This is a genomic window from Saccharopolyspora hordei (assembly GCF_013410345.1).
GTDB lineage: Bacteria > Actinomycetota > Actinomycetes > Mycobacteriales > Pseudonocardiaceae > Saccharopolyspora > Saccharopolyspora hordei.
The window spans coordinates 1,230,433-1,250,374 of sequence record NZ_JACCFJ010000001.1 but is presented as its reverse complement, the minus strand read 5'-3'; the positions used below and the strand labels follow the sequence as shown (position 1 = coordinate 1,250,374).

Annotated in this window: 23 protein-coding genes and 1 pseudogene; 6 read left to right on the top strand and 18 right to left on the bottom strand. The window is 72.0% G+C overall.

Features of this window, described 5'->3' with window-relative positions; translation table 11 throughout:
- Positions 1-70 precede the first annotated feature (70 nt).
- Together eccE and HNR68_RS05925 are read left to right on the top strand one after the other, a co-directional pair.
- Positions 71-1,393, top strand: a complete 1,323-nt coding sequence (gene eccE / locus HNR68_RS05930; RefSeq protein ID WP_218888205.1) for a type VII secretion protein EccE — start codon at positions 71-73, stop codon at positions 1,391-1,393.
- The gene (locus HNR68_RS05925) at positions 1,390-2,121 is read left to right on the top strand and encodes a hypothetical protein (RefSeq protein WP_179718424.1); all 732 of its coding nucleotides are present in this window, start codon (positions 1,390-1,392) and stop codon (positions 2,119-2,121) included. The genes eccE and HNR68_RS05925 overlap by 4 nt, the downstream gene beginning before the upstream one ends.
- A 65-nt stretch (positions 2,122-2,186) precedes the next feature.
- Here HNR68_RS05925 and HNR68_RS05920 read toward each other — a convergent pair.
- The 3 genes and pseudogenes from HNR68_RS05920 to HNR68_RS05910 all read right to left on the bottom strand — a co-directional run.
- A pseudogene (locus HNR68_RS05920) lies at positions 2,187-2,489 on the bottom strand (VOC family protein); the annotation flags it as partial.
- A gap of 157 nt (positions 2,490-2,646) precedes the next feature.
- Positions 2,647-4,869, bottom strand: a complete 2,223-nt coding sequence (locus HNR68_RS05915; RefSeq protein WP_179718420.1) for an alpha/beta fold hydrolase — start codon at positions 4,867-4,869, stop codon at positions 2,647-2,649.
- Positions 4,869-5,768: an ABC transporter ATP-binding protein gene (locus HNR68_RS05910; RefSeq protein WP_179718418.1), complete on the bottom strand. Its 900-nt coding sequence runs from the start codon at positions 5,766-5,768 to the stop codon at positions 4,869-4,871. The genes HNR68_RS05915 and HNR68_RS05910 overlap by 1 nt, the downstream gene beginning before the upstream one ends.
- A gap of 107 nt (positions 5,769-5,875) precedes the next feature.
- Between HNR68_RS05910 and HNR68_RS05905 the strand changes: the two genes are divergently transcribed.
- Positions 5,876-6,979 carry a histidine kinase gene (locus HNR68_RS05905; RefSeq protein ID WP_179718416.1) on the top strand — a complete coding sequence of 368 codons (1,104 nt, stop codon included), beginning with the start codon at positions 5,876-5,878 and terminating at the stop codon, positions 6,977-6,979.
- Positions 6,943-7,614, top strand: coding sequence for a response regulator (locus HNR68_RS05900; RefSeq protein WP_179718414.1), 672 nt, complete (start codon positions 6,943-6,945; stop codon positions 7,612-7,614). The genes HNR68_RS05905 and HNR68_RS05900 overlap by 37 nt, the downstream gene beginning before the upstream one ends.
- 107 nt (positions 7,615-7,721) lie before the next feature.
- On the opposite strand, the gene truA is transcribed toward HNR68_RS05900, so the two are convergent.
- The 8 genes from truA to infA all read right to left on the bottom strand — a co-directional run bounded on the left by truA (position 7,722) and on the right by infA (position 12,418).
- Positions 7,722-8,600 carry a tRNA pseudouridine(38-40) synthase TruA gene (gene truA / locus HNR68_RS05895; RefSeq protein WP_179718412.1) on the bottom strand — a complete coding sequence of 293 codons (879 nt, stop codon included), beginning with the start codon at positions 8,598-8,600 and terminating at the stop codon, positions 7,722-7,724.
- A gap of 17 nt (positions 8,601-8,617) precedes the next feature.
- Positions 8,618-9,169, bottom strand: a complete 552-nt coding sequence (gene rplQ / locus HNR68_RS05890; protein WP_179718410.1) for a 50S ribosomal protein L17 — start codon at positions 9,167-9,169, stop codon at positions 8,618-8,620.
- Between the two features lie 47 nt (positions 9,170-9,216).
- Positions 9,217-10,296 carry a DNA-directed RNA polymerase subunit alpha gene (locus HNR68_RS05885; protein ID WP_179718408.1) on the bottom strand — a complete coding sequence of 360 codons (1,080 nt, stop codon included), beginning with the start codon at positions 10,294-10,296 and terminating at the stop codon, positions 9,217-9,219.
- Between the two features lie 145 nt (positions 10,297-10,441).
- Positions 10,442-11,047, bottom strand: a complete 606-nt coding sequence (gene rpsD, locus HNR68_RS05880) for a 30S ribosomal protein S4 (RefSeq protein WP_179718406.1) — start codon at positions 11,045-11,047, stop codon at positions 10,442-10,444.
- A 27-nt stretch (positions 11,048-11,074) separates the two neighbouring features.
- Positions 11,075-11,479, bottom strand: a complete 405-nt coding sequence (gene rpsK / locus HNR68_RS05875; protein WP_093155193.1) for a 30S ribosomal protein S11 — start codon at positions 11,477-11,479, stop codon at positions 11,075-11,077.
- Between the two features lie 25 nt (positions 11,480-11,504).
- A complete protein-coding gene (rpsM, locus tag HNR68_RS05870) occupies positions 11,505-11,882 on the bottom strand; it encodes a 30S ribosomal protein S13 (protein ID WP_179718404.1) in 378 nt (125 codons plus the stop codon).
- Positions 11,883-12,028: 146 nt separating this feature from the next.
- Positions 12,029-12,142: a 50S ribosomal protein L36 gene (rpmJ, locus tag HNR68_RS05865; RefSeq protein WP_010315372.1), complete on the bottom strand. Its 114-nt coding sequence runs from the start codon at positions 12,140-12,142 to the stop codon at positions 12,029-12,031.
- Positions 12,143-12,196: 54 nt separating this feature from the next.
- Positions 12,197-12,418, bottom strand: coding sequence for a translation initiation factor IF-1 (gene infA / locus HNR68_RS05860; protein WP_009948665.1), 222 nt, complete (start codon positions 12,416-12,418; stop codon positions 12,197-12,199).
- 385 nt (positions 12,419-12,803) lie between these two features.
- Here infA and HNR68_RS05855 point away from each other — a divergent pair, with 385 nt between their 5' ends.
- Together HNR68_RS05855 and HNR68_RS05850 are read left to right on the top strand one after the other, a co-directional pair.
- Entirely contained in the window at positions 12,804-13,454 is a 651-nt protein-coding gene (locus tag HNR68_RS05855) for a class I SAM-dependent methyltransferase (protein WP_343049960.1), read from the top strand.
- 185 nt (positions 13,455-13,639) lie between these two features.
- Positions 13,640-14,242, top strand: coding sequence for a class I SAM-dependent methyltransferase (locus HNR68_RS05850; RefSeq protein ID WP_179718401.1), 603 nt, complete (start codon positions 13,640-13,642; stop codon positions 14,240-14,242).
- A gap of 23 nt (positions 14,243-14,265) precedes the next feature.
- Here HNR68_RS05850 and map read toward each other — a convergent pair whose 3' ends face one another.
- From map to rplO, 7 genes are all read right to left on the bottom strand, one after another.
- Positions 14,266-15,057, bottom strand: a complete 792-nt coding sequence (gene map / locus HNR68_RS05845; protein WP_179718399.1) for a type I methionyl aminopeptidase — start codon at positions 15,055-15,057, stop codon at positions 14,266-14,268.
- Between the two features lie 99 nt (positions 15,058-15,156).
- Positions 15,157-15,711, bottom strand: a complete 555-nt coding sequence (locus HNR68_RS05840; RefSeq protein ID WP_179718397.1) for an adenylate kinase — start codon at positions 15,709-15,711, stop codon at positions 15,157-15,159.
- Between the two features lie 165 nt (positions 15,712-15,876).
- A complete protein-coding gene (secY, locus tag HNR68_RS05835) occupies positions 15,877-17,190 on the bottom strand; it encodes a preprotein translocase subunit SecY (protein ID WP_179718394.1) in 1,314 nt (437 codons plus the stop codon).
- 306 nt (positions 17,191-17,496) lie between these two features.
- Positions 17,497-18,096, bottom strand: a complete 600-nt coding sequence (locus tag HNR68_RS05830) for a hypothetical protein (protein ID WP_179718392.1) — start codon at positions 18,094-18,096, stop codon at positions 17,497-17,499.
- 25 nt (positions 18,097-18,121) lie between these two features.
- Entirely contained in the window at positions 18,122-18,730 is a 609-nt protein-coding gene (locus HNR68_RS05825) for a hypothetical protein (protein WP_179718390.1), read from the bottom strand.
- 11 nt (positions 18,731-18,741) lie between these two features.
- Positions 18,742-19,236 (bottom strand): hypothetical protein, encoded by a 495-nt coding sequence (locus tag HNR68_RS26655; protein WP_179718388.1) that lies wholly within the window; start codon positions 19,234-19,236, stop codon positions 18,742-18,744.
- Positions 19,237-19,492: 256 nt separating this feature from the next.
- Positions 19,493-19,942 (bottom strand): 50S ribosomal protein L15, encoded by a 450-nt coding sequence (gene rplO / locus HNR68_RS05815; RefSeq protein WP_179718386.1) that lies wholly within the window; start codon positions 19,940-19,942, stop codon positions 19,493-19,495.

Sequence of the window (19,942 nt, the reverse complement as noted above, 5' to 3'; positions counted from 1 at the left end):
GCTGACCCGAAGATTCGCGTCCCAGCGCGCCGAGCGCCGCACCTACCTGCGAGGGGGAGAGACCGAACGGATGTCCGTGACCACGCAACATCCGGCCCAGCCGAAAGCTCCCGGGCCCGCCAACCCGTCCCGCGCTCGCATCCGCGCGCGTCGGCGGCGCATCAACGGCGTGACGCTCGGCGGCATCCCTGCGGCCAACATCGTGCTCATCGAGGTGGGCCTCGCCATCGGGCTCGTCCTCGCGATCATCGGCGCGAAACTGGACCTGGTGCAGGTGCTGCTCCCGGTCGGCGCCGGGATCGCCGTGCTGACCATCATCCTCGCGCTGCTGCGGCGCCGCGGCCGCTGGTTCACCCAGTGGTTCGGGCTGGTGCTGGAGTACCGCGGCCGCAACCACACCCGGGTCTCCCACCCGGCCAACGTCGACGCCATGGAACCGGCCGTGGACAAGGACGGTGACGGCATCATCGGGCCGGACGAGAACCACCGGGTCGCGCTGCTGCGGCTGGTGGTCGAGGACCTGGTGATCGCCCGCACCCAGGACCACGACCGCAACCCCGTCGGCCTGTCCTGGCACAACGGCAAGTGGACCGGCGTGCTCATGGTCGAGCCGCCGCCGTCGCTGCTGAACCCCGTTGACAGCGCGCCGAACCTGCCGCTGGGCGTGCTGGCGCCGTGCCTGGAGGACCGCGGTGTCGTGCTCGACGCGATCCAGGTCATCTGGCACTGCTACCCGGGCAGCGCGGCGCTGCCGTCGAACTCCCCGGCGCTGAACTCCTACCTCGAGGTCCTGGGTCGGCTGCCCGCGGCGGCGCGGCGCACCACCTGGATCGCGGTGCGGCTGGACCCGCAGCGCTGCGCCAAGGCGATCGGCGAGCGCGGTGGCGGTGTCCTCGGTGCGCAGCGCGCGCTCATCGGCGCGATGTCGCGCGTCCGGAACGCCCTGGAGCGGCGCGGGGTCCCGAGCCGCCCGCTGGACCCGGACGAGCTGCTGCAGGCCGGGATCTCCTCGGCGGAGCTGCACAACGTCCTCGGCTCGCAGCGCCCGGTGGGCCTCAAGGAGCGCTGGGACGGCGTGACCGCCGGCGGTGTCGGCCACTCCAGCTACGCCATCACCGGCTGGCCGAACCAGATGAACGACAGCCTCAACGCGCTCACCGGCATCCGCGCGCTGTCCACCAGCATCGCGCTGTCCATCTCGCCGGTCGGCGAGGAGGGCGAGGTCGGGCTGCGCGGCCTGGTGCGGGTCAGCGCCCGCACCCCGGCTGAGCTGGACACCGCCGACGAGCGGCTGAAGGCCATCAGCAACCGCCTCGGGCTGACCCTGACCCCGCTGCGCGGCTCGCAGCTCGCGGGCTACGCGGCGACGCTGCCGCTCGGAGGTGCGGCATGAGCCGAAGCAGAACGATCGACGTGCCCGGCAACCAGGGCGCGGCACCGGAATTCCTCGTCACCCCGGAGACCCTCGACGCGATCGCGCCGTCCGGCGACCGCGGTGGGGTCATCATCGGCTCCGACCCGCAGAACGAAGCGGCGGCGGCGTCCATCCTGCGTCCGCACCCGACCCGCATGGTCACCGTCGGCGGTCTCTACCTCGCCCGCCAGGTGGCGCTGCGCGCGATGGCCACCGGCGCGTGGGTGATCATCGCCACCGGTCGTCCGGCGGCGTGGAAGATGCTGGAGCGGGCGGCCGGGCAGACGCCGGACGGCAAGCCCGTGCCGCTGGTGCAGATCCGCCGGCTCGCGCCGTTCGACCTCCCGCGGTCGACCGAGGACACCCCGCTGCTGGTGATCCACGACGGCGGTGCGGTGCCGCAGGAGCTGTTCCCGCCGCGCGCACCGTGGCAGACCACCATGTACGTGCTGCCCTACCTGCACCCGCAGGTGAGCAGCGGCCAGGCGGCGAACACCGCGGACCTGGTGCTGATCCAGCGCCTGCCGCTGAACCAGGCGCAGCTGGCGCAGCGCATCTGGAGCCTGATGAACCCGCAGGTCCAGCAGCTGACGCAGCTCAAGGACGACCAGGTGATCGCGCTGGGCAACATGACCTGGACGATGATCCGCCTGGTGACGAACAAGAAGGAGCAGGAGATCCTCGGCCCGATCCGCCGCGGCGACTGATCCTGGGACTGCGCGAGAGGAGCCCCCGGCCGATCGGCCGGGGGCTCTTCTCGTGTCCACAGTGGTCAGTCGAGGCAGAACTCGTCGCCCTCCGGGTCGGTCGTGAGGATGTGCCCGCCGTCGAACGGCGGCGCGGGCTCGTGGCGGCGCACCCGGGTCGCACCCAGCGCGACGAGGCGGTCGCACTCGGCTTCCAGCGCCGCCATCCACTCCTCGCCCCGCAACCCGGGAGCCGCGCGAACGTCGAGGTGCACGTCCCCGCACGGCCGCAGCTGCGCGTTCCAGTGCCGGGTGAGCTGGTCGCGGAGCCTCGGGTTCCGGAGCTGGTCGGTCATGCGCGATCCGCCTCCCCGCGGTGTCGTGGTGGCGCCTGGGCCACGCCCGGCCGTTCCAGCGCCATCGTCGCCGAGAGCGCGGACAGGTGCCTTCCGCGATCCGTGGCGGGACCCGGCATGCGACCACCGGACCGGTGCTGCGGCTGCTCGGGCCGCTCCAGCGGCGACCGTCGCGGACCGCCGGCGAGCGCTAGGGCTCAGGTGGCCTGCAGGTGGTGCCGGGTGGCGGCATCCGCCCGAAGACCAGGTACCGGTTGGCGTGGGCGGTGGTGCACGGGTCGCCGGAGAGGTACAGGCCGTGACCGACGCCCTCGAACCGCACCGTCGCCGAGCCGGGCACGGACCGCACCATCTCCGCGGCGCCGTCGACGTCGACCAGGGTGCCGGCGCCGAGCAGCGGTGGGAGCCGGTCGGCGGGCAGCGGCGCGGGCGGGTTGCGGACCGGGTTCCGCCACCCCACGCAGGCCAGCGGGTGCCACAGCGCGTTGCCCGCGAAGTTCGGCGACAACCGCGCGTCGAGCTCCGCCACCCGCTGGAACTCCGCGAAGTCGGCGAAGCCGCGGCCGTCCGCGCAGTGCGTCGCGGTCATCCCGACGAACGCCGGGACCTTCGGGCTCCCGGTGACCTCCTGGACGTGGCGGGAGAACCCGGTGGCGTCGCCGGCGGCGGCCTGGTCGACGGCGCGGGCGAACCGCTGCCAGTTCGGGAAGTCGGGCGCCCGGCCGGGACTGACGAGGTCCGGCGCCGCGGCGACCTCGAGGTCGAGCCCGGTGAACGCGACCTGCTCGCCCCGCACCGGGATCGGCCAGCGGTCGGCGGCGGCGACCAGGTCGCGCCAGAGCGCACCGACGTCGCGCCCGTGCAAGGCGCACGCCGGGCTGCTCGCGCACCAGGCGCTGAACCGCGCGAACTGGGCCTCCAGCACCCGGCCCTTGGCCCGGACCACCGACTCCTCGCCGCCGACGTGGCTGACCGTGCCGTCCAGGTACATCGCCCGGACGCGGTCGGGGAAGAGCCGCGCGTAGGAGACCGCGGTCGTCCCGCCGTACGACGTCGCGATGAAGCTCAACCGCTCCTCGCCCAGCGCCTGCCGGACCGCCTCCACGTCGCGGGCCACCGAGGCCGAGTCGAGGTGGTCGAAGAACTCCGGGTCCGCGCTGCGGCAGCGCTCGACGGCCGCCCAGTTCCGCTCGCCCAGCTCCGCGTACTCCGCAGGGGTCCGGGGCACGCTCAGCCACGGTCCGCCGGTGAGGCAGTCGACCGGGACCACCCCCAGGTCGGTCGTGTTCCGCGGCGCGAAGCTGACCACGTCGAAGCGCTGCCGCAGCGCGGCGAAGGCGCCTGCGGAGGTCCTGAGGTCCTCGACGCCCGAACCGCCCGGCCCGCCGGGGAGGACGAACACCGTGCCGATCCGGCGGTGCGTGCCGGTGGCCGGCAGCCGCGCCAGGTCGAGGGAGATCGTGCGGCCGGACGGCTCCGCCCAGTCCACCGGCACCTCGACGGCGGAGCACTCCAGCTCACCGCCGCACGGTCGCCACCCCAGGGCGCCGGCCGCCGCGCCCGGCGGGACGACCACCACCGCGGCCAGCAGCGCCGTCACCACTCCGCCCACCACCAGCGGCCGTCGCCTGCGACCGCGCCCGTTGATCGCCACTGCCGCGCAGGTCAGCGCCGCCACCGGGTAGGCGACCAGCAGCGCCAGCGCCGCCCACGGGGCCAGGACGCCCGGTGCTTCGCCACCGACGACCTGGTGCGGCAGCTCCTCGACCGCCAGCGAACCGATGCGCGAGCGCCACGGGTCGGGCAGCGCCTGCGCGCCCACCGGGAGCACGACCAGCAGCACCACCAGGGTCACCAGCGTGGCGGCGGTGGAGCGGAGCACGGCGCCCAGGCCCAGCCCGACCACCGCCACGACCGGCATCACCGCCCCCGTCACCAGCAGCTCCACCACGACACCGGGGTCGGTCGCACCGAGCGTCCGGCCGTCGAGGAGCACCAGTCCGGCCCGCTCGCCCAGCACGGCCATCGCGGCGGCGTGCATGCCGAACACCAGCAGCTGCCCGAGCACCAGCGAGACCACCACCAGCGGCGGGACCTTGGCGAACAGGAAGCGCAGCCGCCGCGGCACGGCCAGCAGGCTCGTGCGGACGAGTCCGGTGGCGTGCTCCGAGGTGATCGACAGCGCGCCGAGCGCGCCCACCGCGAAGGTGGCGACCGGCAACCCGGTGCCGAGCCCGGCGCCGATGCTGCGGAACCGCACCCGCTCCGCCGCGGGCTGCCGGTCCACGCCCTTGGCCAGCAGGTACGCGTTCCCGGCGCACAGCAGCACGGACAGCACCGACGCCGCCAGCAGGAGCAGGTTCGACCGCAGGGTGCGGAACTTGAGCCACTCGGCGGCGATCGCGTCCCCCATCAGGCGGCCCTCCGGAACTCGACGCTGCCCCCGGTCAGCGCCACGAAGGCGTCCTCCAGCGACGCGGTGCGCGGAGCCAGCTCGCGCAGCGCGATGCCGTGCGCCAGGGCGAGCTCACCGATCCGCCCGGGGTCCACGCCGCGCACCGACAGCCCGCCGTCCTCGGCGCGGACCTCCGCGCCGTGCGCGCGCAACACCGCGGCGAGCGCCGGCTGGTCCGCGGCCCTGACCAGGACGCCGCGGTCGAAGCGCGCCAGGACCTCGGCGGTGGGGGCGTCGGCGAGCAGCCGGCCGCGGCCGATGACCACCACGCGGTCCGCGGTCCGCGCCACCTCCTCCAGGACGTGGCTGGACACCAGCACTGCGCGGCCCTCGGCGGCCATGCCGCGGAGCAGTCCGCGGATCCAGCGGACGCCCTCCGGGTCGAGACCGTTGATCGGCTCGTCGAAGACCAGCACCCCGGGGTCGCCGAGCAGCGCCGCGGCGATGCCGAGGCGCTGGCGCATGCCCAGCGAGAACCCGGCGATCCGCCGGTCGGCGACCTCCGCCAGCCCCACCTCCGCCAGCACCTCGCCCACCCGGCGCGCGGGGATCCCGTTGCTGCGGGCGAGGACCCGCAGGTGGTCACGCGCCCGGCGTCCACCGTGGACGTCCCCGGCGTCCAGCAGCGCACCGACTTCGCGCAGGGGCGCCCCCAGCGCGCGGTACGGGCGGCCGCCCACCAGCGCCACCCCGGCATCGGGCTCCTCCAACCCGAGGAGCATCCGCAACGTGGTCGACTTGCCGGCGCCGTTGGGGCCGAGGAACCCGGTCACCACGCCCGGTCCCGCCGTGAAGGACACGTCGTCCACCGCCGTGGTGCCGCCGTAGCGCTTCGTCAGTCCGGCTGCTCGGATCATGCCTCCAGGCTCGGGCGACCGTCCTGTGGTGACCATCCGCCTGGGCCCCGGTCCGGGGTAGGTCCAGACCCACCGCGCTCGCCGCGCCCGCGCGGCAGACTGATCGGGTGCGCTGGCTGCTCCGACACCTCACCGGCCTGCTCCAGAACGCGGCCACCGGCCTGGCCGCGTGGCTGGTGCTCGCGGCGCTGGCCGGTCACGCGGTGCTGCGGCGCCCTCGCCCGGACCGGCTCCGCGGCCTGGCCGCGTTCCAGCGCAGGTGGGCGGGGCGCGTGCTGGGCCGCGAGGTCCGCCGGTCGGACCGGCGCGCCCGCGAGACGGCCTGGTTGCTGGTGCACGCCGTCGTCGGCCCGGCCTGCCTGCTCGTCCCGGTCGCGCTGCTGCACCTCGCCGCGGTGGTGCTCACCCTGCGCACGGCGGAGAGCAGCCGGCTGGTGACGATCACCCTGTCCGCGTCCATCGTCGCCTTCGCCGCGCTCGCCGTGGCCGCCGTCCCGGTGCTGAACACGCTGCAGGCCCACCTGGCCGAGCGGCTGCTGCACCCCGCTGCGTCGCTGCGCGCCCGGGTCGACGAGCTCGCGCGGTCCCGCGCGGCCGTCGTCGACGCCCAGGCCACCGAGCTGCGCCGGATCGAACGCGACCTGCACGACGGCGCGCAGGCCCGGCTGATCGCGCTCCGGATGAACCTGGGACTGGCCAAGAGCGCCACCGATCCCGAGGAGGTGCGGGCCCTGCTGGAGGAAGCGTGGGAGTCGGCAGGGCTGGCGCTGCGGGACCTCCGCGACCTGGTGCGCGGCATCCACCCCCCGGTGCTCTCCGACCGCGGGCTGCCCGGCGCGCTCCAGGCCGCGGCCCTGCTCTGCCCGGTCCCCGTCGACGTGGACGTCGACCTGCCCGACCGCCCGGAGGCACCGGTGGAATCGGCGGTGTACTTCGCCGCTGCCGAAGCCCTCACCAACATCGCCAAGCACAGCGGAGCGAGCCGGGCCTGGGTCGAGCTGCGCCACGCGGCGGGCGTGCTGCGGCTGCGGGTGGGCGATGACGGGCGCGGTGGAGCCGATCCGGCCGCCGGCACCGGCCTCGCCGGGATCCGGCGCAGGCTGTCCGCCTTCGACGGAGCGCTCACCGTGCGCAGCCCGGTGGGCGGCCCGACCGAACTCACCGTGGAGGTGCCGTGCGCGTTGTCATCGCCGAAGATCTCGCACTCCTGAGGGACGGCCTGGTCCGGCTGCTCACGGCGCACGGCTTCGACGTCGTCGAGGCGGTCGGCAACGGCCCGGTGCTGCGCGACGCGCTGCTCCGCCACGTCCCCGACGTGGCCGTGGTCGACGTCCGCCTGCCGCCCACGCTGACCGACGAGGGCTTGCGCGTCGCGCTGGAGGTCCGCGAGCAGCACCCGGGGCTGCCGGTGCTGGTCCTGTCCGAGTACGTGGACCAGCTCTACGCCCGCGAGCTGCTGTCCGACCGCGCCGGGGCCGTCGGCTACCTGCTCAAGGACCGGGTCGGCGAGGTCGACCAGTTCGTCGACGCGGTCCGCCGCGTGGCGGCGGGCGGGACCGCGATGGACACCGAGGTGATCAACCAGCTGCTGACCCGCCAGCAGCGCGACGAACCGCTGGCCGCCCTGACCCCGAAGGAGCGCGAGGTCCTCTCCCTGATGGCCGAAGGCCTTTCCAACGCCGCGATCGCGGCCCGCATGTCGGTGACGGACAAGGCGGTCGGCAAGCACACCAACAACATCTTCGCCAAGCTCGGCCTGCCGCCGTCGGACGACCACAACCGCCGGGTCCTGGCCGTCCTGGCCTACCTCGAAGCGGAACCGCTCCTGCGCCCCCAGCGACCCTGACCCGCAGCCGCGGCGGCACGGGGACCACCCCTCCGGAACTCACCCCAGACCGGGTGATCTCCCGCGGTTCCGGTGGGAACCACCGGAACCGCGTTCCCCCGGCGAGGTCAGGGGTGGGTGCGGACGGCCCGGGTCTGGGCGGCCCGGGTGGCCAGTTCCTCGTCCGGGGGGTAGTCGACACCGGTGAGGGTGAGGCCGTGGGGCGGGGCGACCGCGGTGGTGCGGGTGCCCGCGGCGAGGAGCTCGCCCGGCCAGGTGCGGGCGCGGCGGCCGTCACCGACCATGAGCAGCGTGCCGACCAGGCTGCGGACCATGGAGTGGCAGAAGGCGTCCGCCGTCACGTGCGCGACGACGAGGTGCTCGTCCACCCGCTCCCACTCGAAGCGCTGGAGCTCGCGCACCGTGGTCGCGCCCTCGCGGGGCTTGCAGTACGCCGCGTAGTCGTGGAGGCCCAGCAGTTCCTCGGCGGCCGCGTTCAGCGCGGCCACGTCCAGCGGCCGGTTCCAGGCGAGCGTGTCGCGCCGGCGCAGCGGGTCGACGCCCCACGGCGCGTCCGACACCTGGTAGCGGTAGTGGCGCCGCAGCGCCGAGAAGCGGGCGTCGAAGGCGGACGGGACGACCCGCGCGCCCAGCACCCGCACGTCCGGCGGCAGGATCCGGTTCCACCGGTGCGCCATCCGCGCCAGGTCCGGGACGCCGTGCTCGTCCACCGGCACCCGCCCCTCGCCGGGCTCCAGCGGCACCACGTCGACGTGCACGACCTGGCCCGTGGCGTGCACCCCGGCGTCCGTGCGGCCGGCCACCACCACCGAGTGCGGCACCGACCGCCCCGGCGGCTGCTTGGCCAGCGCGTCCTCGAGCAGGCCCTGCACGGTGCGCAGGCCGGGCTGCTTGGCCCAGCCGTTGAAGTCCGTGCCGTCGTAGGACACGTCGAGGCGCACGCGAACGAGCCCGCCCTCCCCAGCGGGAGCAGCGGGCTCGTCCACGGCAGTGCGTGCCGAGATCAGGACTCGTCCTTCTTCTCGGCAGCGGTGTCCTCGGCCTTGGCCTCGGCGGTCTCCTCAGCCTCGGCCTTGGTCTCGGCCTCGGCGTTCTCCGCCGGCGCCTCGGTCGCCTCGGCCTTCGGGGCCTCCTCGGCCTTCGGCTCGTCCTTGGCGAACTTGGTGCCGCGAGCGGCCTCCGCCTCGGTGGTGACCAGCTGCTCGGTCACCAGCGCGATGACGGCCATCTTCGCGTTGTCACCCTTGCGCGGCATCGTCTTGATGATGCGGGTGTAACCGCCGGGGCGGTTCGCGAAGTGGGGACCGATCTCCGCGAAGAGCTTGTGCACGACGTCCTTGTCGCGGATGGTCTTCATGACCTCGCGGCGGTTGTGCAGGTCGCCCTTCTTGGCCTTGGTGATCAGCCGCTCGGCGATCGGCCGCAGCCGCTTCGCCTTCGCCTCGGTGGTCGTGATCCGACCGTGCTCGAACAGCTGGGTGGCCAGGTTGGCCATGATGAGCCGCTCGTGCGCCGGCGACCCGCCGAGACGCGGACCCTTGGTCGGGGTGGGCATCGGTTGCTCCTCTCAGGGCGCGCCGGGAGCCCGGACGCGCAACACAGCTACAGCTGCTCTGTCTCCGCGTAGTCCTGACCGTCGTCGTAGCCGTTGTCCTCGACGGGGCCGACCGTGCCGACGGTCGTGCTCTCCGAGGACCAGCCCTCGGCCGGGTACTCGGCAGCCGCGGCGGACGGGTCGAACCCGGGCGGGCTGTCCTTGAGCGCGAGCCCGAGGCCGGCCAGCTTCATCTTGACCTCGTCGATGGACTTCGCACCGAAGTTGCGGATGTCCAGCAGGTCGGCCTCGCTGCGCGAGACCAGCTCCCCGACGGTGTGGATGCCCTCCCGCTTGAGGCAGTTGTAGGAGCGCACCGTCAGGTCGAGGTCCTCGATCGGCATCGCGTACGCCGCGATGGTGTCGGCCTCGGCGGGCGACGGGCCGATCTCGATGCCCTCGGCATCGACGTTGAGCTCGCGGGCGAGCCCGAACAGCTCGACGAGGGTGCGACCGGCCGACGCCACCGCGTCCCGCGGGGTGATGGACGGCTTGGTCTCCACGTCGAGGATCAGCTTGTCGAAGTCCGTGCGCTGCTCGACACGGGTCGCCTCGACCTTGTAGGTCACCTTCAGCACCGGCGAGTAGATCGAGTCCACCGGGATGCGGCCGATCTCGGCGCCGGTCTGCTTGTTCTGCATCGCAGGGACGTAACCGCGACCACGCTCGACGACGAGCTCGATCTCCAGCTTGCCCTTGGCGTTGAGCGTGGCGATGTGCAGATCCGGGTTGTGCACCGTGACACCGGCCGGCGGCACGATGTCGGCGGCGGTGACCTCACCCGGCCCCTGCTTGCGCAGGTACATCGTCACCGGCTCGTCCTCCTCGGAGCTGACGACCAGCTCCTTGATGTTCAGGATGACGTCGGTGACGTCCTCCTTCACACCGGGGATCGTGGTGAACTCGTGCAGCACACCGTCGATGCGCAGGCTGGTGACAGCCGCCCCCGGGATGGAGGAGAGCAGCGTGCGACGCAACGAGTTGCCCAGGGTGTAGCCGAACCCCGGCTCCAGCGGCTCGATGACGAACCGGGAGCGGGTCTCCGACACGACCTCCTCGGACAGTGTGGGTCGCTGGGAGATGAGCACTTGACTTTCCTTCCCTCACGGCGCCCGCCATATGACGCCGATGGAATGGCGTGCCCGCGTAGCGCGGGCCGGTGGCGGGGTTCCTGCACCGCCACCACAGTCTGCGAGCCGCCGACGACCGCTCGGCGGCCGTCGGCGGGACGCGTCACTTCGAGTAGAGCTCGACGATGAGCTGCTCGGTGACCGGGGTGTCGATCTGCGCGCGCTCCGGGCGCTGGTGCACCAGGATCCGCAGGTTCGAGGGCACGACCTGCAGCCAGGCCGGGACCGGACGCTCGCCCAGGGTCTCCTTGGCGATGATGAACGGCGTGGTGTTCAGCGACTTCGGCTTGACGTCGATGATGTCCCACTTCGAGACCTGGAAGCTCGGGACGTTGACGCGCTTGCCGTTGACCAGGAAGTGGCCGTGGCTGACCAGCTGCCGCGCCATCCGGCGGGTGCGGGCCAGGCCGGCGCGGTACACGACGTTGTCCAGCCGGCATTCCAGCAGCTGCAGGAGGTTGTCACCGGTCTTGCCCGGGCGCCGGTTGGCTTCCTCGTAGTAGTTGCGGAACTGCCGCTCGAGCACGCCGTAGGTGTACCGGGCCTTCTGCTTCTCCTGGAGCTGCAGCAGGTACTCGGTCTCCTTGATGCGCGCACGACCGTGCTGCCCCGGCGGGTACGGGCGGCGCTCGAACGCCTGGTCACCGCCGACCAGGTCGACCTTCAGCCGGCGGGACTTGCGGGTTGCGGGGCCGGTGTAACGAGCCATTGTTGTTCCTTACTCCTTTCCCGCGACTCAGACCCGACGACGCTTCGGCGGGCGGCAACCGTTGTGCGGCTGCGGGGTGACGTCCTGGATGGTGCCGACCTCGAGACCGGCAGCCTGCAGCGACCGGATGGCCGTCTCGCGACCCGAGCCCGGGCCCTTGACGAAGACGTCGACCTTCTTCATGCCGTGCTCGGCGGCCTTGCGGGCCGCGTTCTCGGCGGCCATCTGCGCGGCGAACGGGGTGGACTTGCGGGAGCCCTTGAACCCGACGTGGCCGGCGGAGGCCCAGCTGATCACCGCACCGGTCGGGTCGGTGATCGAAACGATGGTGTTGTTGAACGTGCTCTTGATGTGCGCCTGGCCGTGAGCGACGTTCTTCTTCTCCTTGCGCCGCACCTTCTTGACGGCACCAGCGCGCTGCTTGGGTGGCATAGCTTCTGCTGACTCCTAGCGAGGCTTACTTCTTGGCCTTCTTCTTGCCGGCGACCGTCTTCTTCGGGCCCTTGCGGGTGCGGGCGTTGGTCTTGGTCCGCTGCCCGTGCACCGGCAGGTGGCGGCGGTGCCGCAGACCCTGGTAGCACCCGATCTCGATCTTCCGGCGGATGTCGGCCTGGACCTCGCGGCGGAGGTCACCCTCGACGCGGTAGTGCTCCTCGATGAAGTCACGCAGCTTGGTGAGCTGGTCGTCATCGAGCTCGCGCGGCCTGGCGTCGGGCGAGATGCCGGTCCCCGCGAGGATCTCCTTCGCCCGCGTCCTGCCGATGCCGTAGATGTAGGTGAGCGCGATCTCCATGCGCTTGTCGCGCGGGAGGTCGACTCCGACGAGCCGTGCCATGCGGCTCCTTCTCCTTCTGTCCTTCCAGGTCTTCTCCCGCCCCGTCCCCGACGCGTCGGGGCCCCGGCCTGGTCCGGGGGTCAGCCGACCCACTCGTGGGTCGACAGGCAGCGGGAGTTCCTACTCCATGTCCGCGATCGCTGCGGTCAGCCCTGGCGCTGCTTGTGCCGGGCGTTGTCGCAGATCACCAGCACCCGCCCGTGACGGCGGATGACCTGGCACTTGTCGCAGATTCGCTTCACACTCGGTTGGACCTTCACGGTCGTGCTCTCCTGCTCGAACGCGTGCTCGGGATCCCCCGAACACCGTGGAGGTCACTTGTAGCGGTAGACGATGCGCCCACGGGAAAGGTCGTACGGCGAGAGCTCCACCACGACCCGGTCCTCAGGCAGGATGCGGATGTAGTGCTGGCGCATCTTGCCACTGATGTGTGCGAGGACCTTGTGGCCGTTCTCCAACTCGACGCGGAACATCGCGTTGGGGAGTGGCTCGATCACCCGACCCTCGACCTCAATGGCCCCGTCTTTCTTGCCCATGTCCTCCGCGTTTCGTGACGGTGACGGTTTTCGGACCGAAGTCCCTGCCACGCGCACCGGAGGCCCCGATGCCCGCGACGGACGCACACCTGCCCCCGGTCCGGACACACCGCAGGAACCCCGTCCCGCTCGAACGGGAACGGGCGCCGAGGCACGACGAACCGGCGACAGGAGCGCGCCGATGGTCCATCGTACGCGCCGCCGTTCCACCCCTCCACATCGGGGCAGCTCATGCCCCTTGTGCTCACCGCGCGTGACCGATCGGCCACCCGTCCGGCACGGCCACCGCGGCGGCGGCTTGCGGGGCACCCCGGGGCTCATTACGTTCGATCAATCGTCGACAACGCGGTCGAGGCCACGATCCCAGGGAGAACCGAGGAGCAGCGTGACATCCCAGCAGGACAGGCGCGACCCGCGCCCCGCGCGGTGGCAGGACAGGGCCATCCGCAAGCTCGACGAGTACCGGACCTTCCTCCGCGGCGCGGTGCGCAACCCCCGGGCGGTCGGCGCGGCCATGCCGACCTCGGCCGCCGTCGCGGCGACCGTCGCGCAGGTGGTGCCCACCACCGGCGCGCCCGTGGTGGTCGAGCTCGGCCCCGGCACCGGCTCCCTCAGCGACGGCATCCACGCCCGCCTCCCGCACGGGGCGCGGCACATCGGCGTCGAGCTCAGCAAGGAGATGGTCGACCACCTCCGGGCGCACAAGCCGTGGCTGGAGGTGGTGCACGCCGACGCCGGCGACCTGCTGGCCCTGCTGGACAAGCTCGACGTCGACCGGGTCGACGCGGTGATCAGCAGCATCCCGTGGTCGCTGATGCCCGGCGACGCCCAGGACCACGTGCTGCGCCAGGCCACGGAGGCCCTCGACCCGCACGGCGCGTTCACCGCGCTCACCTACCGGCCCGCCGACCGGACGCCCGGCGGCCGCCGCTTCCGCACCCGGCTCCAGCACGCCTTCGACGAGGTGCTCACCCACACGACCTGGCGGAGCGTGCCGCCGATCCTGCACTACATCTGCCGTCGCCCACGGCGGTGACCCCCTCCGGCGGGCCGTCGAGCGCGATCAAGCGCACGCTCGCACCAGGGAGGGACGCCGCGCGCGACCACGCGCCGCGACGACGTGACCACCCTCCGCCATCCACGGCGGTGGTGAACGGCTGCGTGGCGCGCGACGTGGAAGGGTTAACGTCGCGGCGTTCCACTGGAGGGCAGGAGAAGGCGTTGAGCAAGCGAAGGAAGCTGCGCGAGTACTGGACCTTCCTGAGCAGCGCAGCTCGGCAACCGTCGACGGTGGGCGCGGTGCTGCCGACCTCCCAGCACGTCGCGGAGGCAGTGGCCGCCTTCGTGCCCAGCTCCGGCACGCCGACGGTGCTGGAGCTCGGACCGGGGACCGGCAGGCTCAGCGAGCCGATCCAGCGGCGGCTCGGCGACCAGGGGCGCCACCTGGCCGTCGAGATCGACCCGAAGATGGTCCGCTACCTGCAGCGGACCAAGCCGTGGTTGCGCGTGATCGAGGGCGACGCCACCCACCTGCGGAAGCTCCTCGACGACGCCGGCGTCGACCGGGTGGACGCGGTGATCAGCAGCATCCCGTGGACCCTGCTGCCGAGGGAGAAGCAGCGCGAGCTGCTGCACGAAGCCGCCTCGGTGATGTCGGCGGACGGGGTGTTCACCACCGTCACGTACCTGACGGCGCTGTGGCGGCCGTCCAGCCAGAAGTTCGTCGAGGCGCTGGAGGACAGCTTCGACGAGGTCACGCCCCGCGCCACGGTCTGGCGCAACGTGCCCCCGGCCCGCATCTACGCCTGCCGCCGCCCGCGCTGAGCGCCCGGGCGGCGGGCCGCCGGTCAGTCCTCGGGGGCGGTGAGCACCCAGGGGCCGTCCTCGGTGATGGCCACGGTGTGCTCCCAGTGCGCCGCGCGGGACCCGTCGGCCGTCACCACGGTCCACTCGTCGTCGAGCTCCACGGTCTCCGCGGTGCCGAGGGTGAGCATCGGCTCCACCGCGATCGCCATGCCGACGCGCAGCTTCGGGCCGCGGCCCGGCTTGCCGAGGTTCGGCAGGAACGGCTCCATGTGCATCTGGGTGCCGATGCCGTGGCCGCCGTAATCGGCGATGATCCCGTACTCCAGCCCGTCGGCGCCCGCCGCCGCGAGCGCCGCGGTCTCCACCGCGTGGGAGATGTCGGTCAGCCGGTTGCCGGCCCGGACCTTCTCGATCCCGGCCCACATCGACGCCTCGGTGGCGGCCGACAGCGCGCGGTCCTGCGCGCTGACCTCGCCGATCGCCAGCGTCACCGCGGAGTCGCCGTGCCAGCCGTCCAGGATCGCGCCGCAGTCCACCGACAGCAGGTCGCCCTCGGACAGCACCTCGTCGCGGGAGGGGATGCCGTGCACGACCTTCTCGTTCAGCGAGGCGCAGATCGACGCCGGGAAGCCGTGGTAGCCCTTGAACGACGGCACCGCCCTCGCGTCGCGGATGGTCTGCTCGGCGACCTCGTCGAGCTCACCGGTGCTGGCCCCGGCCTTGGCCTCCGCCGCCACCGCGGCCAGCGCGCGGGCGACCACCAGGCCCGCCGCGCGCATCGCCTCGATCTCGCCACGAGACTTGAGCTCGATGCCCTTGCCCCGACGCAACAACGCACTCACCTTCGCAAAAAGAGTTTCGGGTTCGCCCACGACCGCGCTGGGCCGCCCGCAGGCGGCACCAGCGCAGGGTCTGGAGGGCCGCGCGCGGCCTCAGCCGCGGGAGCGGAGCGCGTCCAGCGCGCGGGCGGTGATCTCCTCGATCGAGCCCACGGCGTCGATCTTGATGATCTTGTCCTGGTAGTACGCCAGCAGCGGCTCGGTCTCCTCGCGGTAGACCGCGAGCCGGCGGCGGATGACGTCCTCGGTGTCGTCGGAGCGGCCCCGCGCCAGCATGCGCTTGACCAGCTCCTCCTCCGGCACGTCGAACTGCAGCACGGCGGTCAGCTCGACGCCCCGCTCCGCCAGCATGTCGCGCAGCACGTCGGCCTGCGCGGTGTTGCGCGGGTAGCCGTCCAGCAGGAAGCCCTTCGCGGCGTCCTCGTCGGCGAGGCGGTCGCGCACCATCTCGTTGGTGACCTCGTCCGGCACCAGCTCACCGGCGTCCATGTAGCTCTTGGCCTTCTGGCCGAGCGGCGTCTCGTTGCCGATGTTGGCGCGGAACAGGTCGCCGGTGGAGATGTGCGGTACGCCGAGCTCCTGGCTCAGCACGGCCGCCTGGGTGCCTTTGCCCGCACCGGGCGGGCCGACGAGAACCAATCGCACCAAGGGTCTGCCTCCGAATCAGTCTGATCGCACGCCAACTCCTGACGAGCGCTGCGCGGCGCCCGTCGACTCACGAGCGACCGCTGTGAAAACCGAGCACGGCCACCCCGGCCGTGCCGGAACCTGCGGTGTCCCCGGGCGCGGCGGACCGCGCCCGGACCGCACACTTTACCGGAGGAATCCCTCGTACTTCCGCTGCGTGAGCTGGCTCTCGATCTGCTTCACGGTGTCCAGGCCCACGTTGACCATGATCAGCACCGCGGTGCCGCCGAACGGGAAGTTCTGCGCCTGGCCCTGACCACCGGTGACGCCGAGGAAGAAGTTCGGCAGGATCGCGATGATGCCCAGGTACAGCGCACCGGGCAGCGTGATCCGGGAGAGCACGAAGTTCAGGTACTCGGCGGTCGGCCGGCCCGGCCGGATGCCCGGGATGAAGCCGCCGAACTTCTTCATGTCCTCGGCGCGCTCTTCCGGGTTGAACGTGATCGACACGTAGAAGTACGCGAAGAACACGATCAGCGCCATGTACAGCAGGATGTGCACCCAGCTGGACGGGTCGACGATGTAGGTCTGGATGATCCGCGCCCACCAGCTGTCCTCGTTGCCGGCCAGCTGGCCGATGAGCTGCGGCAGGTACAGCAGCGAGGAGCCGAAGATGACCGGGATGACACCCGCCTGGTTCACCTTCAGCGGCAGGTAGGTGGAGGTGCCGCCGTACATCCGGCGGCCGATCATGCGCTTGGCGTACTGCACCGGGATCCGGCGCTGGGCCTGCTCGATGAACACCACCGTGGCGATGATCGCGATCGCGAAGGCGCAGACCACGGCGAACACCAGGCCGCCGTGCGACTGCAGGATCGCACCGCCCTCGGCCGGGATGCGGGCCGCGATGGAGGTGAAGATCAGCAGCGACATGCCGTTGCCGATGCCGCGCTCGGTGATCAGCTCACCCATCCACATCAGCACGGCCGCACCGGCGGTCATGACGACCACGATGGTGACCAGGTTGAGCACCGAGTCGTCCGGGATCGGCGAGACCGAGCAGCCCTGGAACAGCTGGCCGCGCACGGCCAGCGCCACCACGCCGGTGCCCTGCAGCATCGCCAGCGCGATGGTCAGGTACCGGGTGTACTGGGTCAGCTTCGCCTGGCCGGACTGGCCTTCCTTCTTCAGCTGCTCGAAGCGCGGGATGACCACCTGCAGCAGCTGGATGATGATGCTCGCGGTGATGTAGGGCATGATGCCCAGCGACAGCACCGACAGCTGGAGCAGCGCACCGCCGCTGAAGAGGTTGAGCAGGGAGTAGACGCTCTGCGAGCCGCTGCCCTCGATCTGCTCGATGCACTGCTGGATGTTCGGGTACGACACCCCTGGCGAGGGGATCGTCGCGCCGAGCCGGTACAGCACCACCATGCCGAGGGTGAAAAGGATCTTGCGGCGCAGGTCCGGCGTCGCCAGAGCCGAGCGGAAGGCGCCGAGCACGCGAACCTCCTGTACGCGAGCCGGTCGGGACCGGCCTCAGAAGAGATGCGGCCGACTCCCTCGAGCCGACCCAGCGGGAAGTTTCCTGCAGGACCGCGGTGCGCCCACGGCACTACCGCGCGACTCTAGCAGGCCTCGCGGCGGACACGGACAGCGACCGAATCCTCACGACGATCAACATATCGCAACACCCGGGGAAGCAGCGGCAACCGCGCCGCAGTGGGCGCGGTTGCCGTTTTTCCCACCACGAGCTGCGGGTTCTCCAGCGCGGGGGCAGCGGGCCGGGGGCGCGTCCCGCGCGACCCGTCAGCCGCAGTGGGCCGCCTTCTCCTCGTCCGTCATCGGCCGGGTGGACTGGGTGATGGTGCCGCCCTGGTCGTCGGCGGGGCCGGAGGCCTCCATGTCGACGTACCAGATGTAGTGGTCGTGGAACTCGTCCGGGAACCGCAGCTCGTAGGTCCCGGCCACCCGCTGCATCGTCGCCCCGTGGTAGACCTGGCCGACCTCACCCGGCCTGACCTCGACGAACGTCGTCTGCGACTCGGTGTGCTCGGAGCGCCACTCGTGGCCGTAGGTCGCCTTGAAGCTCACCTTGAACACCTCGCCGAACGTGGTGGACAGCGACAGGCCGAGGCTGTTGCTCTCCGCCGTGGTGTCCGACCAGGAGACGTTCATCGTCTGGTTCCTGTCGGTGCAGTTGAACACCGGGGCGCCGACCGGATTGCTGGTGTCCTGGTAGTACTGCACCTCCCCGCTCGGGTGGAACTCGCAGCTGTCGGTGCCGTTGTCGCACTTCTCCAGCAGCTCCCGCGCGGTGGGCGGGTCGTCCTCGGCGAGCGCTGGGGGCGTCAGCGCGGCGGTCGCCGCGAGCGCCGACACGAGGGTCGCCGCGATGCCGTACCTCATTCGAACTCCCTCCTCGCACCCGCCGTCACGGGCAGGCGTCGATCTCCTCCTGCGTCATGTCCCGCGTGTGCTGGCTGATCGCGGACGAGGGGTCCGGTGCGGGGCCGGTGATCTCCAGGTCGACGTACCAGATGTAGTGGTCGTGGAACTTGTCCGGGAAGCGCAGCTCGTAGGTGCCGGAGACCTTCTGCATCTGCGCGGCGCGCTCCACCCAGCCGACCTGGTGCGGGCCGGTGTCGACGAAGGTGGTCTGCGACTCGGTGTGCGACTCCTCCCAGGTGTGCTGGTAGGTCTGCTCGTAGGCGACCGCGAACACCTTGCCGAAGCCGGCTTCGGTGGTCATGGACAGGCCGGCGCTGTTGCTCTGCGAGGTGGTGTCCGACCACGACACCGAGGACCGCTGGTCGTCGGCCGTGCAGTTGTGCACCGGCTCGCCGACCTGCTTGGCGTCCGCGGTGAAGTGCTCGGGCTCGCCCTCGGGGTGGAACACGCAGCTGTCGGTGCCGTTGTCGCACTTCTCCAGCAGCTCGCGGACCGTCGGCCCGTCCTCGGCGGTGGCGGTCGTGGCGGGCAGGACCATCGCGCCCAGCACGCCGGCCGAGGCGACCAGGGCGCGGATCGTTCGGGTGCGCATCACGGGCCTCCTCAGCTCAGGCCGACCGACTGGGCGCGGTCGTTCATCAGCTCGCCGACGTCCGGGGTGTTCTCCTTGAACGGCCCGTCGCGCTCGCCGCCCAGGTCCGGCTCGGGGTACAGCCAGATCCAGCACTGGGCCCACGGCTGCACCGAGGAGACGACGTCCTTCCAGTCGTCGGGGAGGTTCAGCTGGAAGTTGACGACCCCGTCCTTCTCGCACACGTCGGAGCCGTAGATGGTGAAGCTGCTGCCCCCGTAGTTCACCTCGGTGAACAGGGTGGCCTGGATGACGTCGCCGCTCGCGGTGCGCCGCTCGGCGGTCGCCTCGGCGTAGGAGGCGAAGCACCGCAGGTCCCCGGTGCTCTGGACGTAGCGGCAGTGCCGGTCCGGCGGCGCGGACCCCGGCTCGGGTCCCGCCTGGGCCAGCGATGCTCCCGGCACCACCGCGGCCAGCACCGCGACGAGCACCAGGAGGGCGCGCCGCCCCCGCTGTCCGGTTCGCATCAGCCGTCGCTCCTCTCGTGGACTGCCCGGCTGCCGCCCTGGTGGGCGGCGCTGGATCAATCTAGCGACGGCGTGCGCGGCGCAGGACCGACGAAGGAGCGCGGGCGGGGCAGACCTTCGCCTGAGGACGTCCGGCGGAGGCGCGCGCGTCCGGATGCAGGAGGGCGCCCTGCTCCGCGGACGGACGCGCAGAAGCGACGAGGCCGGCCGACCCGGGGTGGGTCGACCGGCCTCGTCAGCGGTCTCGCTCGCCGCCTCAGCGGTCCAGCTTGGTGACCGAACCGCCCGCGGCGGTGATCTTCTCCTGGGCGCTGCCCGTGAACGCGTGCGCGGTCACGTCCAGCTTGATGCCCTCCAGGTCCCCGTCGCCGAGGATCTTCACGAGCTCGTTCTTCTTGACCAGGCCCTTGGCGACCAGCTCGTCGATGCCGACGGTGCCGCCCTCCGGGAACGCCTGGGCCAGCCGACCCACGTTCACACCCTGGTACTCGGTGCGGAAGCGGTTCTTGAAGCCGCGGAGCTTCGGGAGCCGCATGTGGATCGGCATCTGCCCGCCCTCGAAGCGGGGCGAGACGTTCTTGCGGGCCTTGGTGCCCTTGGTGCCGCGACCGGCGGTCTTGCCCTTGGAGGCCTCACCGCGGCCGACGCGGATCTTGTCGCGCTTGGCACCCGGGGCCGGACGCAGGTCGTGCAGTTTGATGACCAT

What these genes read in the sequence shown, in the direction of transcription:
- HNR68_RS05910 (WP_179718418.1), bottom strand. Translation starts at nt 5,768, where the DNA reads ATGATCCGAGCAGCCGGACTGACGAAGCGCTACGGCGGCACCACGGCG.
- infA (WP_009948665.1), bottom strand. Translation starts at nt 12,418, where the DNA reads ATGGGCAAGAAAGACGGGGCCATTGAGGTCGAGGGTCGGGTGATCGAG.
- HNR68_RS05925 (WP_179718424.1), top strand. Translation starts at nt 1,390, where the DNA reads ATGAGCCGAAGCAGAACGATCGACGTGCCCGGCAACCAGGGCGCGGCA.
- HNR68_RS05825 (WP_179718390.1), bottom strand. Translation starts at nt 18,730, where the DNA reads ATGCGCACCCGAACGATCCGCGCCCTGGTCGCCTCGGCCGGCGTGCTG.
- HNR68_RS05830 (WP_179718392.1), bottom strand. Translation starts at nt 18,096, where the DNA reads ATGAGGTACGGCATCGCGGCGACCCTCGTGTCGGCGCTCGCGGCGACC.
- rplO (WP_179718386.1), bottom strand. Translation starts at nt 19,942, where the DNA reads ATGGTCATCAAACTGCACGACCTGCGTCCGGCCCCGGGTGCCAAGCGC.
- eccE (WP_218888205.1), top strand. Translation starts at nt 71, where the DNA reads ATGTCCGTGACCACGCAACATCCGGCCCAGCCGAAAGCTCCCGGGCCC.
- rpsK (WP_093155193.1), bottom strand. Translation starts at nt 11,479, where the DNA reads ATGCCACCCAAGCAGCGCGCTGGTGCCGTCAAGAAGGTGCGGCGCAAG.
- rpsD (WP_179718406.1), bottom strand. Translation starts at nt 11,047, where the DNA reads ATGGCTCGTTACACCGGCCCCGCAACCCGCAAGTCCCGCCGGCTGAAG.
- HNR68_RS26655 (WP_179718388.1), bottom strand. Translation starts at nt 19,236, where the DNA reads ATGCGAACCGGACAGCGGGGGCGGCGCGCCCTCCTGGTGCTCGTCGCG.
- HNR68_RS05915 (WP_179718420.1), bottom strand. Translation starts at nt 4,869, where the DNA reads ATGGGGGACGCGATCGCCGCCGAGTGGCTCAAGTTCCGCACCCTGCGG.
- rplQ (WP_179718410.1), bottom strand. Translation starts at nt 9,169, where the DNA reads ATGCCCACCCCGACCAAGGGTCCGCGTCTCGGCGGGTCGCCGGCGCAC.
- rpsM (WP_179718404.1), bottom strand. Translation starts at nt 11,882, where the DNA reads ATGGCACGGCTCGTCGGAGTCGACCTCCCGCGCGACAAGCGCATGGAG.